The sequence below is a fragment of the Candidatus Eisenbacteria bacterium genome (assembly GCA_013140805.1).
GTDB lineage: Bacteria > Eisenbacteria > RBG-16-71-46 > RBG-16-71-46 > RBG-16-71-46 > JABFRW01.
On the sequence record JABFRW010000196.1, the window covers coordinates 1 to 15,471 of the forward strand.

At 68.3% G+C, this 15,471-nt stretch carries 17 protein-coding genes; 8 read left to right on the forward strand and 9 right to left on the reverse strand.

The features are described from left to right. Positions 1–288: 288 nt before the first annotated feature. Positions 289–3,069 (reverse strand): hypothetical protein, encoded by a 2,781-nt coding sequence (locus tag HOP12_14930; protein ID NOT35437.1) that lies wholly within the window; start codon positions 3,067–3,069, stop codon positions 289–291. Positions 3,070–3,262: 193 nt separating this feature from the next. Here HOP12_14930 and HOP12_14935 point away from each other — a divergent pair, with 193 nt between their 5' ends. Then, complete coding sequence (locus HOP12_14935) at positions 3,263–5,347, forward strand: hypothetical protein (protein ID NOT35438.1); 2,085 nt, start codon at positions 3,263–3,265, stop codon at positions 5,345–5,347. 9 nt (positions 5,348–5,356) lie between these two features. Here HOP12_14935 and HOP12_14940 read toward each other — a convergent pair whose 3' ends face one another. The 5 genes from HOP12_14940 to HOP12_14960 form a co-directional block, all read right to left on the reverse strand. Continuing rightward, complete coding sequence (locus HOP12_14940; protein NOT35439.1) at positions 5,357–5,920, reverse strand: LemA family protein; 564 nt, start codon at positions 5,918–5,920, stop codon at positions 5,357–5,359. A gap of 86 nt (positions 5,921–6,006) precedes the next feature. Further along, positions 6,007–6,807: a hypothetical protein gene (locus HOP12_14945; GenBank protein ID NOT35440.1), complete on the reverse strand. Its 801-nt coding sequence runs from the start codon at positions 6,805–6,807 to the stop codon at positions 6,007–6,009. A 7-nt stretch (positions 6,808–6,814) separates the two neighbouring features. Then, complete coding sequence (locus HOP12_14950; GenBank protein ID NOT35441.1) at positions 6,815–7,636, reverse strand: hypothetical protein; 822 nt, start codon at positions 7,634–7,636, stop codon at positions 6,815–6,817. 30 nt (positions 7,637–7,666) lie between these two features. Then, positions 7,667–8,002, reverse strand: coding sequence for a hypothetical protein (locus HOP12_14955; GenBank protein ID NOT35442.1), 336 nt, complete (start codon positions 8,000–8,002; stop codon positions 7,667–7,669). 2 nt (positions 8,003–8,004) lie between these two features. Beyond that, entirely contained in the window at positions 8,005–8,781 is a 777-nt protein-coding gene (locus HOP12_14960) for a glucose 1-dehydrogenase (GenBank protein ID NOT35443.1), read from the reverse strand. Between the two features lie 232 nt (positions 8,782–9,013). On the opposite strand from HOP12_14960, the gene HOP12_14965 reads away from it, so the two are divergent. Then, entirely contained in the window at positions 9,014–9,991 is a 978-nt protein-coding gene (locus HOP12_14965; GenBank protein NOT35444.1) for a MerR family transcriptional regulator, read from the forward strand. Here HOP12_14965 and HOP12_14970 read toward each other — a convergent pair. From HOP12_14970 to HOP12_14980, 3 genes are read right to left on the reverse strand one after another with little or no spacing between them, the layout of a single operon-like run. Continuing rightward, a complete protein-coding gene (locus tag HOP12_14970) occupies positions 9,964–10,137 on the reverse strand; it encodes a hypothetical protein (protein NOT35445.1) in 174 nt (57 codons plus the stop codon). The genes HOP12_14965 and HOP12_14970 overlap by 28 nt on opposite strands. Then, entirely contained in the window at positions 10,134–10,550 is a 417-nt protein-coding gene (locus HOP12_14975; GenBank protein ID NOT35446.1) for an NUDIX domain-containing protein, read from the reverse strand. Before HOP12_14975 ends, HOP12_14970 begins: the two co-directional genes overlap by 4 nt. After that, positions 10,547–11,056 carry a hypothetical protein gene (locus HOP12_14980; protein ID NOT35447.1) on the reverse strand — a complete coding sequence of 170 codons (510 nt, stop codon included), beginning with the start codon at positions 11,054–11,056 and terminating at the stop codon, positions 10,547–10,549. Before HOP12_14980 ends, HOP12_14975 begins: the two co-directional genes overlap by 4 nt. Positions 11,057–11,382: 326 nt before the next feature. Between HOP12_14980 and HOP12_14985 the strand changes: the two genes are divergently transcribed. From HOP12_14985 to HOP12_15010, 6 genes are all read left to right on the forward strand, one after another. Next, positions 11,383–11,613 (forward strand): CDGSH iron-sulfur domain-containing protein, encoded by a 231-nt coding sequence (locus tag HOP12_14985; protein ID NOT35448.1) that lies wholly within the window; start codon positions 11,383–11,385, stop codon positions 11,611–11,613. After that, positions 11,601–12,392: a glycosyltransferase family 2 protein gene (locus tag HOP12_14990; GenBank protein ID NOT35449.1), complete on the forward strand. Its 792-nt coding sequence runs from the start codon at positions 11,601–11,603 to the stop codon at positions 12,390–12,392. The genes HOP12_14985 and HOP12_14990 overlap by 13 nt, the downstream gene beginning before the upstream one ends. Beyond that, the gene (locus HOP12_14995; GenBank protein ID NOT35450.1) at positions 12,389–12,667 is read left to right on the forward strand and encodes a hypothetical protein; all 279 of its coding nucleotides are present in this window, start codon (positions 12,389–12,391) and stop codon (positions 12,665–12,667) included. The genes HOP12_14990 and HOP12_14995 overlap by 4 nt, the downstream gene beginning before the upstream one ends. Next, the gene (locus HOP12_15000) at positions 12,664–14,265 is read left to right on the forward strand and encodes a hypothetical protein (GenBank protein ID NOT35451.1); all 1,602 of its coding nucleotides are present in this window, start codon (positions 12,664–12,666) and stop codon (positions 14,263–14,265) included. Before HOP12_14995 ends, HOP12_15000 begins: the two co-directional genes overlap by 4 nt. Before the next feature lie 126 nt (positions 14,266–14,391). Then, positions 14,392–14,940, forward strand: coding sequence for a hypothetical protein (locus HOP12_15005; protein ID NOT35452.1), 549 nt, complete (start codon positions 14,392–14,394; stop codon positions 14,938–14,940). Between the two features lie 22 nt (positions 14,941–14,962). Continuing rightward, positions 14,963–15,469 carry a hypothetical protein gene (locus tag HOP12_15010; protein ID NOT35453.1) on the forward strand — a complete coding sequence of 169 codons (507 nt, stop codon included), beginning with the start codon at positions 14,963–14,965 and terminating at the stop codon, positions 15,467–15,469. The last annotated feature ends 2 nt before the right edge of the window (positions 15,470–15,471 follow it).

A 15,471-nucleotide genomic window follows, 5' to 3' on the forward strand; every position in this document is an offset into this window, starting at 1 on the left:
ACATCGAGCCGGTCGCACGAGGAGGAACGGCGACCGCGGCGAACTTGCGACTGCGATGCCGGGCGCACAATCAGTACGAGGCCGAGCAGCTGTACGGAGTGGCACTCATGCGCAGCAAGCGGGAGAAATCGCAGCGTGGCGCCGCGAAAGCAACGACCACGGCGAGTGCGACTGCGGAGCCGAATGCAACCGCACCGAGCTGCCGGCACCAGGGCCCGCAGGTGGCGACAAGCCCTGCGTGACTCCGCGAATTGGTGAAGCCGGCGCGTTCGCACGCGTTCGTCTCGCCTACCTCAACTTGACCAGCGGCCGCGTCCAATGGCCGCCGTCGGTGACGAGTTTCACGTAGTAAACCCCACTCGCGACCGGACGACCGTCGGTGTCACGGCCGGACCACTGCAGCAGTCGGGCGCCGGCCTCGAGGGTCTCCCCCGACGCGAGTGTCGCGACGCGACGTCCGAACAGGTCGAAGACTCCGCACTCGACGCGCGAGGCGCGCCCGAGCGAGAACCGGATCTCGGTCGCAGCGCGGAACGGATTGGGACCGATCGAGTGCAACGCAAAGCCGCGGTCGCCGCGCGGCACCGAGACACTGCCGGGAATCGAGGTCGGATTGGCTGGATCGCTGTGCGCGAGTCGCTCGTCACCATCAAGAAAACCATCGCGATCGCGGTCGATCCCCATGCGAGTACCGCTGCCGCGCGGCACCGCTGTGATCGTCACTTCACTTCCGGTTCCGCCGAGTGCCCGCAGCGCAGCCGAGCCGATCTGCGCCTGCCCCGTGACGTCGGGCATCCACTGGTCGCCGCCGAGATACAGCCAGCCGCGCGGCGCACCGGCGACGCGGCCCTTCGCGATCAAGTCCACGTGCAGACTGTCGTCGCTCACGCGGCGCAGCGTGTCGAGGCGCGCGATCGCGACCGGATCGAGGTTGTTCGGACCGCGAAACGTCACCTGCACGCCGACCGCGGGGGCCATGCCGGTGTCGAACGCCATGAGGAACGCTTCGACGTCGCGGCGCTGCGGATCGCCGCCCGGAAACGTGAAGACCGGGAGTCGCAGGAAGTCGACCAGGTCGTCGAACGCGCCATCGTGGGTGAAGCCGAAGCCGCGCTTGTTCTGCGCACCCGGCGCGTCGTTGAAGCCGGACTTGGTGTAGAGGTTTCGCAGTTGTGGAACCTTCATGTCCTGGTCTTCGAGCAGCACGTCGTCCGGGAAGATCGCGCCGTTGGTGCCGGGCGCGAAGTTCGTGGCGGCGTGACACACGTTGCACGGCTGGCCGCCGTCGAGCGCCGCAAAGAAGTAGCTCTGCCGCCCGCGCTGAGCGCTCGGCTGCCCCGACGGCGCATCGGCGAAGCTCCGATCGATGAACTGATGTGGATTCGGCGGGTAGACCAGGTTGTTTACGAAGTCGCTGAACGCGGTCATCTGGCTGTCGGGCAGCGGAGCCGCACGCCCCATCAGATCGACGAACGCCACATTGAATGCGGCGAGGTTGGTGCGATCCGCGCGCCAGTGCAGGCGGCCGGTGTTGGGTACACCGCGCAGCGACTGCGTCATCATGGGCCCTTTCATCGGATGGAAGCCCTCGAGTCCGATGAAGCCGGGCGGCGGCGGCAGGTGCGCACCTTGCGGATTGCCGAGATCCCACGCGAGCTGGTCGAGATCGCCGAATAGATGACAGCTCGCGCACGACTGATCGCCGTGGCCCGAAGTGAAGCCGCCATAGAAGAAGCGGCGACCGTTCACGATCTCGTTCGGCGTCGGGTCGAAGCCGAGCGTGGTGATCGCGAGCGATGTCAGAGAACTCGCCGCCAGCGTCTGAAGCTGCGCGCGATTGCGCCCCAACACGTAAATGCGCCCGCGCACCGCGTCGACCGCAACGCCGGTCGGCCCTGCCACCACCGGGACGCGCGCGAGCACGACCGGCGTCGGCCCGCCGGCCAGCACGCCGAGACGATTGCTCGCAAGCGAGGTGACGTAGGCTCGCGCGCCGTCGGCCGACCAGGTCACACCGCTCGGAGTACCGATCGCGGAATCGGCCTCGCTCGCCGGCCCCGGAGTCACCGAGTAGTTGATGTGCGGATTCAAGTTCGCGACAACCGCCGCGCCGGCCGGCGCCACGTACGCGACCCGCGTGTCCACGGTGTGCCCGCGCAGGTTGTTCTCGAAGCGCGTCAGGTTGCGCGCATCCAGCGAGGTGGCGGCGACGGCATCGGTGAGCGGATTGACCGCGAGCCCGAGCACCGAGCTTCCGAGCTCTCCGAGCACCCGCGTCACCGAGTTCGAGGCGGTGCTGATCTCGGCGAGATCGGTGTCGAGTGCGGTGTACTTGATCTTCGAGTTCCACAGCTTGCCGGACTCGTCGCGCCAGTCGTTTCCCTGCTGCTGAACGATGAGCGCGACATGTGGTGCCGGCGGCAGCGTGATCGACATCGGCGGATTCGGCGACGGCAGCGAATCGAAAGCCTCCCCGAACGACAACACCGAGGTTCGATTGCCGCCGTTCAAGACCGCGACGTAGACCGTGGTGCGGCCCGAGTTGGTCGCCAGCGCCCGCGGTGCGCGGCCGGGAATCGCGATGGTGTTCGTGAGTGCGAGCGACACCGGGTCGTAGACCTTCACGACATCTTCCTGAGCAACACTCACGTACGCCCGAAGCGGCGTGCCGGCGAACACGACGTCCGCGGGTTCATCACCGACAGGGAGCGTCGCGCGCACGTGCGAGGTCTTGAGGTCGACCACGCTGACATTGTCCGACAGCTGGTTCACGACCCATACCGTGCTGTCATTGAGCGCAGCCACCGAGACCGGTTCGAGGCCGACCGGAATGTCGACCGACCGCGACGGCAGTCCACCGACGAACGTGAAAACACTCAGCCGGTTGTCGGAGGTGTTGACCGCCAGCAACTTCGAACCACCCGGCATCAGGACCAGCGGATGCACGTGCGCGGACTCGAAGTGCGTGAAGTCGGGGTTGAGCGCGATGTGCGAAGTGAGGTGGCCTGGCAGCAGCAGCACGCCGAGCAGCAGGGCCAGGCAGGCGAGCAGGGCGGGCAGGCGGCGCAAGCGAGACCTCCGGTCCGGCCGCCAGGGAGACGGCCGCACGTCACGGCGCGGGAGCGTGGGCCGCACGACGTGGCGCGCGGCGCAGCTGCATCGAACGACGGTTCATGGTGCCGTTCGTACCCCGACGCGTCAATCGGCATACACTACAGCTCCCCACGCTCTCCTTACCCCCCGACTCGGAGGAGGCGGTCCCATGAAGTCGATCGCACTGGTACTCGCGCTGACCCTCGCGCTCCCTTCCCTCGCCGCCGCCCAATGGGTGCGATCGCTCGGCCCCTATGGCGGGCACGTGCAGACGCTCTCGGTGCACGGCACCGCACTGTTCGCCGGCACGCACGGCGGCGGCGTCTATCGCTCGACCGATGACGGCGTCACGTGGCGCTCCTCGAGCCTCGGGATCCCGACTCCGTTCGCCTACGCGCTCGGCTCGATGGGCGGGTACGACTTTGCGGGCTGCCCGGGCGGCGGGCTCTATCGATCGTCGAATTCCGGCGCCGCCTGGCAGTGGTCGAGTTCGGGACTCCCCGGCACTTCGTTCAGCGCCATCGTCACGCGCGGCGCGAACGTGTACGCCTCGCTGCACGACCAGGGCGTGTTCGTCTCGGCGGACAGCGGCGCGAGCTGGAGCCCGATCAACTCCGGCATCACGAGCCCCGCCGTTGCATCACTCGCGCTCAAGGGGACGGATCTGTTCGCGGGGACGTTGGACGGCGGCGTCTATCGGCTCGCCGACGGCGCCACCACCTGGAGCGGCCCCGGCACGGGCTTGCCCGGCAGCAACGTGAACGCGCTGGTCGCGGCGGGGTCGACGCTGTTCGCTGGCACCTTCGGTGGCGGCGTCTACCGCTCCCTCGACAACGGCACGAGCTGGACGATTGCGTCGTCGGGCATCGCACAGACCGCGATCGCGGCGCTGGCATTCGATGGCGTGCGCGTACTCGCGGCCACCTTCGACCTCGGCATCTTCGCGTCCACCGACAATGGAGTGACCTGGAACCCGGCGAGCTCCGGCGTCTCGGATCGGCGCATTCGCTCGATCGTGCAGAAAGGATCCGCGCTGTTCGCAGCCTCGACCGGAGGTGGCGTGTACCGCTCGACGAACGGCGCGGCGAGCTGGACCGCGGTCAGCAACGGGCTCGCGGTCAGCAGTCTGTTCAGTCTCGCGGCGGACGGCTCCACGCTGTATGCCGGAACCAGCGGCGCCGGCGTCTTCAAGTCGACGACCGGCGGAGCGACCTGGCAGGTGACCGGCGCGATCGCCAACCCGAATGTGCTCGCGCTGAGCGCCCAATCCGGCGTGATCCTCGCCGGCACCTATGACGGCTTGTTTCGCTCGACCGACGGCGGCGCGCAGTGGGCCGATGCGAGCAGCGGACTCAATGTGCGCTACACGCTCGGCTTCGCCTCGCGCGGCGGTTATCGCTTCGCGGCGACCTCGGGCGGCGCGCATCGCTCGTCCGACGGCGGTGTGACCTGGACGCCGGTCAACAATGGGCTCACGAATTCCAACGTCTTCGGACTGCTCGCGAACGGCTCCCTGTTGTTCGCCGCGACCTCGGGCGGCGGGGTATTCCGTTCGTCGAACGACGGCGACACGTGGGCGCCCGTCAACAGCGGACTCACGAACTCGTTCTGCTTCACGCTCGCAGCGATGGGTCGCTGGCGCTTCGTCGGCACTTCCGGTGACGGCGTGTTCCGCTCGTCGAACGAAGGCGATGCGTGGGCGCCGGTCAACGGCGGTTTTGGCCTCAACTTCGTGCGCGAACTGACCGTGAACGGCGGTGATCTGTTCGCCGCTACCGCCGTCGGCGTGTTCTGGAGCGCGGACAGCGGAGCGAGCTGGACCAGTCTCACCGACGATCTCGCGAACACGAACGTGGACGCGGTGCTGGTGTCGCAATCACGACTGATCGCCGGCTGCAACTGGACCGGCGTGTCGTATCGCGCCTATCCGGGCGCCACGCTCGATGCGCCGCCGGCGGTCACGCCGAGCGCGGAGCGCTCGCTGCGCTTCGATGTGCCACGACCCAATCCCTCTGCGGGTCCGATGAGGTTCGAGTTCTCGCTGCCCCGACCCGGGCGCGCCACGCTCGAGGTGATCGACGTGCTCGGCCATCGCGTGCGTCGCTGGGAATGGAACGCGCTCGCGGCCGGATCGCACTCGATGGCGTGGGACGGGCGCGACGAAAGCGGCCGCCCGACTCCAACCGGCGTGCTGGTGTGCCGGCTCGAATCGGGCGGTGAGGTGCGGACTCGGAAACTGGTCGTGAGGCGTTAGCGGATCGCGCTACGACGCCATCTTGAAGCTGATGTCGACATCCTGGCGATCCGACTCCGCGACCTTGAACAGTTCGGCGGCCGCGAGCTTCATCCAGTCGCCGACGAACTTGTCGGGAATGCTTCCCAACCGCGTGTTGAAGATCGTCACGACGTCGTTGTAGACCTCGCGCCGGTCGGCGATCTGGTTCTCGAGTTCCGTGATGCGGTTCTGCAGCTGGATGAACGACTGATTTGCCTTGAGGTCCGGGTACGCCTCGGCCACCGCGAAGAATCCACCCAGTGCCCGGGTGAGCATGCCCTCGGCCTCGGCGCGCTGGCCGACGCTTCCAGCCTTCGCGAGCGCGGCGCGGGCCTCGCTCAGTTTGTCGAACACTGCGCGCTCGTGCTGCATGTAGCCTTCGCAGGTCTTCACGAGCTTCGGCAGCTCGTCGTGGCGCTGCTTGAGCGACACGTCGATGTTCGCCCACGTGCGGCCGATCTGATTCCGCAGCTCGACGAAACCGTTATAGAGGGTGAGCGCATAACCCACCACCGCGAGCACCCCCAAGCCGATCATCGCGGTCCAGACGATCTCACCCACCATGACTTCCTCCGGGTTGTGCCGCGGCCCGCGGCCTCAGGGCTTCGCGCCCGTTTGGTGCTTCGTCACGACGACGTCTACTGCGACAGCAACATCCACAGTCCGAACGCGGCCAGCAGCGGCCCACTCGCCAGCATCAGCTTCGACTGAATCGAGAGCCCGAACGCGAGCTGCGATTCCGAATCCATGCTCATCAGGAAGACCGGCGCGTGATCGCCCTTGCGGATCGTGGCCGCCACTTCGGCGTCCTGCGATCGCAGGCGAGTCGCGCGCATCGCCACCATCGACGGATCGTCGGTGCCGGTGGCGAGAAACGCCTCTTCATCATTGACCGCCGTCACGCGAGCGCGCGGGGTCGCGGTGCCGAGGAGGTAGACGAACGAGCTCTCCTCGAGCCGCCACTCCCGAAAACGCAACGTCCCGACGCGAGCCAGGAATCCGAGCCGGGGGCGGTACTCCCGCAGGTAATCGGCGTATCCGTCGGGCAGGTTGAGCCCGTGACAGACTTCCTGGTCGTGCACGCGCAACCGCGCATCGAGGCCCTTCGGGTAGACCATCGCGACGCCGGTGTCGTCGCGCAGGTAGAACGGGTTGCCGGAGCGGTTCCGGTGCACCGTCGACCAGCTGTCCCGCTTGCCCTTGACGCTGATATCGACCTGCCAGTAAACGCACGGTTTGGCCGAGAATGGAGCCTGAATCGCGCTGCGACACTCCACTTTGCCCTGCACCTCGACGAGCCCCATCGCCATCGATCGGATCTTCACCGTCGGCGTGTTCTCGATCAGCCGCTGCATGCGCATGGTGCGCAGACCCATCAGCAGCAGCACCGGTCCGGACACGATCGCGAACCCGCCGATCGCCAGCGCCTGAGGATCCACGTACGACCTAAAAGCGGCCGTGGGCGCGCAACTGCTCGGCCGCCCACGCCAGATAGAGCAATCCCATCCCGCTCAGCGCGGGTCCGAACACGAGACCGAGGAAGCGTGCCTTGAGGTGCGGCAGTCCCGGTCGCTCGTCGTCGCGATTGGAGACCAGCAGGTAGTCGGAGCCACCCGAGTCGTCGATCCACAGGTCGGGTTCGCGATCGGCCGCCACGAACGCGGTGGTGGTCTCGCCATCGGTGCCGGTGCGAAGGGCAAGTTCGGCCGCGACCGCGTGACCGCCTCGCATGCCGCGCACCTCGCCGACCACGTGACATTCGCTGCCGGGCTTGAGCGACAGTTCGACCAGCACCAGGGTGGCTCCCGCGCGTCGCACCCACGAGGCTTCGGGCGAGCGCGCCAGCAGCGATGCCAGATTCTGGCTCGGCTCCTCGGAGGCGTGCAGCTCGCGGCGTGCGGTCTCGCGCAGTCGCCACGGCATGCCGCTGGTTCCCACATGCGCGCTCACACCGTTCGAGACCAGGCGAAACGGCCGGCGCTCTTCGATGGTCGTGATCTGACCGCCGGTCGCCTGGAAGATGCGGAGTACGAATCCCGCGCACGGTTCGGCAGAGAGCGGAGCGAACAGCGGACTCTCGAGCGCGACCCGGCCCTTGACGCTCGCGAAGCCGCGCGGACGCGCGTCGACGGGCTGATCGTCGAGCGTCGCGAAGAGCCGCGAGAGTCGCAGCGCTCGAAGACCCTCTCCGAACAGCGGAGCGCCAGCCGCGATGGCTCCGATAGCGAGCAGCGCGCCGGGAAACGAAGGTTGGAAGGTGCCGTCCATGACGGCCGAGTTATCGGCCGGCCGAGGTGACTACTTGCGTCCCGGCAGGTGGTCGGCGACCAGCCAGATCGCACTGGCCGCGAGTGCCAATCGCCACATCTCGACGCTCATGGCGAACGGGCGCCACGGGTTCAATACCAGCGCCATCACGCCGTAGACGAAGAACGGCATGCGGCGGCCGGAGCCCATGGCTCGGCCGGCCAGCAGGATCGCGGCGAACGTCAGCGCCCAGCGTAGCCCGCCGCGCAGGGGGGCCCCGAGATTCGTGAACGCCGAGGCGAATGCGAACAGCGCCAGCGCCCACGCACCCCACCTCAGCACGCCGTCGAAGGATCCCGAAGCGACACTTGCAGCGGCACGCGCCATGGTCAGCGCGCGCTCACGAGTGCACGGCCCCCGTCGATCGAGTAGGTCGCACCGGTGATCCACCCTGCCTCTTCACTCAGCAGGTAGACGACCAGCGCTGCGATTTCCTCGGGCGCTCCGACGCGCCCGAGCGGGTGCGTGGACTTCGAATGCTCGAGAAATCCGGGGTAGTCCGGCACCGCATTCGCAACCGTGTGGAGTTCGGTCACTACCACTCCGGGATTCACGGCATTGACGCGCACTCCGGCCGGGGCGTACTCGAGCGCTGCGCACTTCGTGAACATATCGAGGGCCGCCTTGCTCACACAGTAGGGAGTGAGATTCGCATACGGGCGAATGCTCGCGACCGATGAGATCGAGACGATCGCGCCGCGCCGCTTCGCGAGCTCCGGAGCCGCTCGCCTGGTGAGCAGGAAGATCGATTTGAGATTGGAATCCATCACGCGATCCCACTCGTCGGACGTGGTGTCGGCGAGGCTGCCACTGCCGATCACTCCGGCGGCGTGCACCAGCGAGTCGAGACCGCCGAAGTGTTCGATCGCCGTGGTCACGGCGCGATCACACACCGCCGCCTCACGCACGTCCCCCGCCACCGCGACCGCGCGAGCCCCCGAGCTCTTCAGCTCCCGCACCACTTCTTCGAGGCGCTCGAGTCGTCGGCCGACGGCCACGACGTCGGCGCCTTCTTCGGCCAACCGTCGAGCCGTTGCGCGTCCGATCCCGCTGGAGGCGCCGGTGACGAGCGCGCACTTCGAGGCAAATCGTTTGTGATTCGACATATAAGAGGAGGCGTTGCTCCCGGTTGAGGGCCGCGGGCCGGCGCAGAATCTCTGCGGGTATCAGCTCGCTCGGAGTTCGATCACGCAAAACAAACGGAATCTATTGCCGATTCATAGCTGCTGCGCGAGACTCCGCGTTCCACAGTCACCCTTCTCGACCCCAATCACTCGCTGTCACGACGTGCTGCGGGCCGCGACGGTCGTTGCATGCAGTCCTCCCACCGAGGCCGCATTGCCGAGACCGGCACGTTACACGATACGCGCCGTCAGCGCGCTGACGGGCGTGAATGCGAATACCCTGCGCGCTTGGGAGCGGCGCTATCGCCTGCTCTATCCCGAGCGCACTCCGGGTGGCTATCGCCTGTACGACGAACGAGCACTCGTCACGTTGCGTCAGATTCAGACGCTGCTCGAAGCAGGCGTCTCCCTCGCGGACATCGTGGCCCGGTTTCGGGCGCGAGGCGGTCCGCTGCGTGAGAACGAAATGCGTCTCGAGCACTGGCCGTCGCTGCGGGCGCCGCGCCCCGGTGCTCGCTGGCTCGAAGGCGTGGTGCGCGCCACGCTGCTCGTCGACCGGCGCCGACTCGATCGCGACTATGGCCGAGCGGTCGGAGTGCTCGGACCGCGCGGCGCGTTCGGCAACGTCCTGGTGCCCGCGCGGCGCCTGTTGATCGCCGGGGGCTCGGAGCCCGGCGGACCGACGCTGACCGCGGCGGTCGAGCTCATCGACCGTTTCATGCGCGACCAGCTGGACGCGCTGCTCCGCGCCCTGCGGCCTTTGCATCAGCCGCCTCGCGTGCTGTTCCTGACCGGCTGTGACGAGGGGCTCGAAGAGGTGCTGATGCAGATCGCGGTCGCCGTCGGCGTCGACTATGTCAGCTCGCGATTCATGGGTGTGGGCGCGGGCCACGATCGGCAGTGCGAAGCGATCCGCCAGGCGAGCCTTCGAGTCGTGGTGCTGACGTGCGCTCGTCCCGACGAATGCAGCTGTCTCATGCACTATCGGCGTGAGCGCAGAGTCGGAACGAATGCGCCGCTCCTTCTGCTGCTCACCCGCGACGCCGCAACCCAGGCGGGCCGCACGCCGGAAGCGGTCGAACAGGTGCTCGCACCCGATCCCGAGCTGGCCAGCGTCGGAGTCCTCGCGGCGTTCCGGCAATCCTCTCGATCGCGCGGACGGGTTCAGCGCCCGCGTTCGATGTCCTTGTGACGCTGGTGGCGGCGCTCGTCGCTGCGCCCCTTGCGATACGCCCACGCGAACACGAATCCCACCGCGAGCGCGTGCAGCACCCACCAGCCGGCGCCGAGGAACGTAAGCCCTTCGGGAAGTACGACCCGAGCGGTATCCAGAATCATCGAAGTTCCTCCGCGAGCTGCCGCACGAAGCGATGGTCGCCCTCGAGCACCAGACTCAGATCCACCTGATCGGGTCGCCACCACGCGATCTCCGCGACTGCGGCACTGGGGCTCAGTTCACCCGCGACGATCTCGGCCTCGAGGAAGTGCAGTTCGACCGAGACGCCATGCGCATAGGTATGGCGGTCGCGTGACAACAGCCGCAAGGCGCGCGCTTCGACCCCCAGCTCCTCGCGAAGTTCGCGAGTCAGCGCTTCGGACGCGGATTCCCCGACCTCGAGTTTCCCGCCCGGAAACTCCCACAGCCCGCCGAGCGGCCCGCCCGGGGGGCGGCGCGTGAACAGCACCCGATCCGCCCGGCGCACCACCGCCGCAACCACTTCGATGGCCGCTCGAGGCGCGGTCGGCGTCACGACGGACGCCTCGCTCCGCTCACGCGCGTGACCAGCCGGCGCGCCTGAGCCATCGCCAGATCCAGCAGCGATGGTCCGGCCGCGAGCGCCGTGGCGAGCGCGCGGGAGCGCGGCGACCGGCGCACCCGCGGCGCCCCGTTGCCGAACTCGTTGGCCACCGCTTGCTCGAAGCGAAGCAGGTAGCGACGATCCCCCGCGGCGCGGGCCGCCACCGCTTCGCGGGCCAGCGTCGTCAGCCGGATGGCGCTTGCCGCCTCGAGCGGTCGCTGATGCCGCAGTGCGAACGGAAGTCGCAGATAGCCGGGCGCATGGTCGACCAGCAGCGGCGAGCGCGTGAGCGCGAACAGATCGCACGAGCGTTCGCCGCGTGGCACCAGTCCGCGCGCCTGCAGCAGATGAGTGAACTCGTGCGCAATCGTGAAGGTCTCGAGCCGCCGCGGGCGCACCCAGATGCCCGGCTGCTCGGGGTCGAGCGATCCCCAGCCCAGTACGCCGCGGGCTTTCACGAGTCCTACTCGGATCGTGAGGCCGTCAAGCTCGGGGAAGAACGCGCGCACGAATTCGAGCCGCTCGCGGATGCGAGGCGCGTGAGGCGAGCCCACGACCAATCGTGAAAAGCGCCAGCGCGCGCGCTCGGGCCCGAGATCCAGCGCGAGCTGCTCGAGCGGATCGAGGGTCCGGCGGCGGCGCGGACGGCGGAGCGGGCGGAGCAGTGCGTTCAGTCGTACCTCACGGAGTGGATCGCGGCGCGTCCGCGCGCTTTTAGCACAGCGACGCACGTCGACCAAACCCCTGATTGCGCCACGGCCGGGGTCGGAGGCAGACTGCGACCATGACCGACTCGCCCCCCCGCGGGCCCATCGATGCGAACGAGACCCCGGGAGTGTTCGCGTGGTGCCGCTGCGGACGGACGCGCCAGCCTCCGTGGTGCGACGGTTCGCACGGAGGAACCGGCATCGAACCGCTGATCGTGGAACTGCAACACGCGGCGAGCGTTCAGTGGTGTGGATGTTCGCGAAGCACCACACCGCCTTACTGCGATCGATCCCAATGTCTCTCCTGACTCACTCCGCCGAGCCCGTGCTTCGGGTTGGAAGCGAGCGTCCGCCGCACGCGGAGTCACGGCCCGCACCGGATCTGTCGGTGGTGATTCCGCTCCGCGACGAGGCCGCGAACGTCACTCCCTTGCTCTCCGAACTTCGCGCCGCGCTCACGACGCTCGGGCGAACCTTCGAGATCGTGCTGGTCGACGATGCGAGCAGCGACGGGACCGCCGAGCACATCGCGGTCGAGGCTGGACGCGACCGCGCGATCGTGAGCGTACGGCTCGAGGTCAACCTCGGACAGAGCCTGGCGCTCGCGGCCGGATTTGCCCGCGCTCAGGGAGCGATCGTGGTCACGCTCGACGGCGACCTTCAGAATGATCCGGCCGATCTTTCGCAACTGCTCGCGGCGCTCGAGTCGGTGGACGTGGTTTCCGGAGTGCGGACCGAGCGCCACGACCGCTGGACGCGACGGGTCGCCTCTCGCATCGCGAACTCGGTGCGGCGCGCGGTGCTGGGAGATCCGTGTACGGACATCGGCTGCGCGTTCAAGGCTTACCGACGCGAGGCGCTCGAGGGCCTGCCCATGTTCGTGGGCGTGCATCGGTTCCTGCCCGCGCTGTGTGTGTTCAGGGGCGCGCGCTACGCGGAGATCCCGGTGAGGCATCGCTCACGGCGCAGCGGACTCTCCAAGTACGGCGTCGGAAACCGCCTCGGCCGGGGGCTGCGCGATCTCATCGGAGTGCGGTGGCTCAAGACGCGGCTCGGTCGCATGCCCGAACCCGAGGATCGATCATGAACGAGTGGTTCCACTCACCCGCCGGCTGGTACGTGCTGGGCTTCGCCGGGCAGGTGTTGTTCGGATCGCGCTTCCTCGTGCAGTGGCTGGCTTCGGAGCGTGCGCGACGCGTGGTGATCCCGCGGGCCTTCTGGCTTCTCAGCCTGTTCGGCGGCGTGGCGCTGTTGTTCTATGCCGTGCACAAGCGCGATCCGGTCTTCGCGGTCGGTCAGGTGATGGGGCTCGCGATCTACGCGCGCAACCTGGTGCTGCAGCGACGCGAGTCCGCGGCGTGAACGAAACGCACGGCGGCGGGCCGTTTCGGGAAGTCGGCTCGCGGGCTCACGGCACCACCTGGCTGCTCCCCACCATCGCGTTGGCCTGGATCGCGTGCGCCGGACTCGGTGGCCTGCTGGAGCCGACCGAGACGCGCTACGCCGAGATCGCGCGCGAAATGAACGTGACGCACGACTGGCTGTTGCCGCGCCTCAACGGCGTCCTGCATCTGCACAAGCCGCCGCTCGCTTACTGGGCCACGGCTCTCGGCATGAATCTGTTCGGCCCCGAGGCGTTCGGCGCGCGGCTGTTTGCGGTGCTGGCCTCGCTGCTCATGGTCACCGGCCTGGTCGCGGCGGCCCAGCGCGGTCTCGCCCACTTCGCGCCGAACGCGACCGGTGCGGCGGCGATCCTCGCAACCACGGCGCTGGTCGCCGGGTTCGGTCGCTCGCTCGCCTCGGATCCATTCCTGGCCGGCGCGGTGGCGTGGTACTGGGCGCTGGCCCCTTCGCCGCTTGCGATCGCCGCGATCGGGGTCGGCTTCCTCGCCAAGGGTCCGGTCGTGCTGGTTCACACCCTGCTGCCGGTGCTGGTCGTCGCCGGCCTGTCGCGCGATCGCTCGGCGATGCGCTGGCTCGGCCCCGGGTCGGGCTGGCTGCTGGCCGGAGCCATCGCGTTGCCCTGGTACCTGCTCGCGATGACGCGGGTCAAGGGCCTCCTCGGATACTGGCTCACCGATCATCTGTGGGGCCGCTACGCCGCCACCATTCACGAACGAGGGGGCCCGCCGTGGTACTTCCTCGGCGTCCTCGCCGTCGGCGTGCTGCCGTGGCTGGCCTTGCTGATCGCCGGCATCGCACGCGCATGGCGCGAGCGCGACCACGTCGCGCCGCGACTGGTGCTCGCGTGGCTGTTCGTGCCGCTCGCGTTCTTCTCGTTCTCGGGCTCCAAGCTGCCGGCCTATCTGCTGCCGGCGTTTCCGGCCGCCGCGCTGCTCGCCGCATTCGGCGCGCAGTCGCGCGTCGCGCGCATCGCGACCGCGCTCACGTGCGCCGGGCTCGGCGTTGCCGGGGCATGGCTCGGTCCGCGCGCGCTCGGCCACATCCAGCAGCTTCCGTCTCATGTGCCGGTCGGCGGGCCGCCGCTCGCGTATGTGGCGTGCGCGCTGCTGGTGATCGCAGCGCTGCCGGTGTGGCGCGGTCGACTGGCACTCGGTGGTGCCTGCGTGCTGGCCGCGTGGACCGCGCTGATCGCGGCACTCGCGCCATTCGAGGCGCCGTTGGGTTCACCGCGTCCGATCGCGCGCCTGCTCGCCGAGCAGCGGGTCCCCGGCGAACGCGTGGTCCTCGTGAACCAGTTCAATGCCGGGCTGCCGTTCTATCTCCGAGAGACGCTCCCGATGGTCGACGTGCCGCGCGAGACGCGTTTCGATTCCGAAGCGCTCAAGCACAGTCTCGAAGTGCCCGGCGATTCGGTGGCGGCATGGGCCGCGCGCTCCCGGCGCGTGTGGCTGTTCGGTCCCGAGCGGGGCTGCGAAGAACTGGCGGAACGCCACGCGCTCACCTTCACACCGCTCGCACGCTGGCGGCGCTCGGTGCTGGGTTTCGCAGCGCGCTGATCCGACTCGCCGCGGCTCGAGCCCGTCGGGCCTTCCGCGCGCCTCAGGCCTGACGTATAGTCGCGGCCACTCCCCGGACCACGAAGCTTCCGGCCATCACGGATGACATCCCGCAGGAGACATCGCATGCGTCGAGCAAGGATGCTCGCGTCGATCGTGTTGCTCGCGACCCTCGCGCAGCCCGTCGTCTCGCACTCCGCCCCCATCACCGGCGTCGAGGGCGTGTTCCACACCATCTTTCAGCAGGATCAGAGCTCGTTCTCGGGGCTCGGCCTCCGAGTTCATCTCAAGTCGGCGAGCCTGATCGAAAACGTCACGATCACGCCCAGCATTCAGTTCTGGCGCAATCGGAATCGTGTCGAGTCGTTCGACATCACCTCGACGCGCTCGGATGCGCGCCTCGGCGCCGACGCTCGCTACACCTTTCTTCAGTACAGCGTGCGCCCGTGGGTCGGCGCCGGCTGGGGACTCCACTTCCTCAGCAACGAGGTCAATGCGCCGACACTCGGACTCGTGAACGCCGAAGACTCGGTGATTCGCGGCGGCATGAGCATCGGCGCCGGACTCTCCACTCCGATCGCCGGCAAGCTCGCGAACGACTTCGGGCTCGAGTACGACTTCCTCGGACGCGGCAGCCAGACCAAGCTGAACATGGGCCTCCACTACTCGTTCTGAGCTGCGGCTGCTGGAGCGACGCATGACCGATCCCAGGCGGGCGAGAGCGGCGTTGAGCCGCATCGGGTGGCTGTGGATCGTCGCGGTGGTCGTGCCGTGGCACGCGACTCCGGTCGCCGCGTGCGATTGCGTTCGACTGCCCGCGCTCTCGCCTCGCGTCGTGATCGAGTCCGACGTGATCTTTTCGGGCAAGGCGCTCGAGGTGATCGAACGCAGCGAGCACGTTACGCGCACGCGCTGGGGCGGCTCCGAAGGCTCGACGCGCTTCCTCGAGAATTGGGTGGTGTTCGCCGCGGTGCGCTCGTGGCGCGGCGTCACCTCCGACACCGTGGAAGTCGAGATCGACAACAGCGACTGCGCGTTCCAGTTCGAGCCCGGCTCGGAGTACCTCGTGTTCGCCGCGCGAAGAGTCCGTGCGCGGCCCTACACGATTGCGTGCATGCGCACCGCTTCGCTCGATCGTGCGGATGCGGTGCTGCGCATGTTGGGGCGCGGCCGTACTCACGCGCCCGCCCGTGGTGCCCGGTGACG

What these genes read in the sequence shown, in the direction of transcription:
- HOP12_14935 (NOT35438.1), top strand. Translation starts at nt 3,263, where the DNA reads ATGAAGTCGATCGCACTGGTACTCGCGCTGACCCTCGCGCTCCCTTCC.
- HOP12_14950 (NOT35441.1), bottom strand. Translation starts at nt 7,636, where the DNA reads ATGGACGGCACCTTCCAACCTTCGTTTCCCGGCGCGCTGCTCGCTATC.
- HOP12_14955 (NOT35442.1), bottom strand. Translation starts at nt 8,002, where the DNA reads ATGGCGCGTGCCGCTGCAAGTGTCGCTTCGGGATCCTTCGACGGCGTG.
- HOP12_14960 (NOT35443.1), bottom strand. Translation starts at nt 8,781, where the DNA reads ATGTCGAATCACAAACGATTTGCCTCGAAGTGCGCGCTCGTCACCGGC.
- HOP12_14970 (NOT35445.1), bottom strand. Translation starts at nt 10,137, where the DNA reads ATGATTCTGGATACCGCTCGGGTCGTACTTCCCGAAGGGCTTACGTTC.
- HOP12_14985 (NOT35448.1), top strand. Translation starts at nt 11,383, where the DNA reads ATGACCGACTCGCCCCCCCGCGGGCCCATCGATGCGAACGAGACCCCG.
- HOP12_14990 (NOT35449.1), top strand. Translation starts at nt 11,601, where the DNA reads ATGTCTCTCCTGACTCACTCCGCCGAGCCCGTGCTTCGGGTTGGAAGC.
- HOP12_14995 (NOT35450.1), top strand. Translation starts at nt 12,389, where the DNA reads ATGAACGAGTGGTTCCACTCACCCGCCGGCTGGTACGTGCTGGGCTTC.
- HOP12_15005 (NOT35452.1), top strand. Translation starts at nt 14,392, where the DNA reads ATGCGTCGAGCAAGGATGCTCGCGTCGATCGTGTTGCTCGCGACCCTC.
- HOP12_15010 (NOT35453.1), top strand. Translation starts at nt 14,963, where the DNA reads ATGACCGATCCCAGGCGGGCGAGAGCGGCGTTGAGCCGCATCGGGTGG.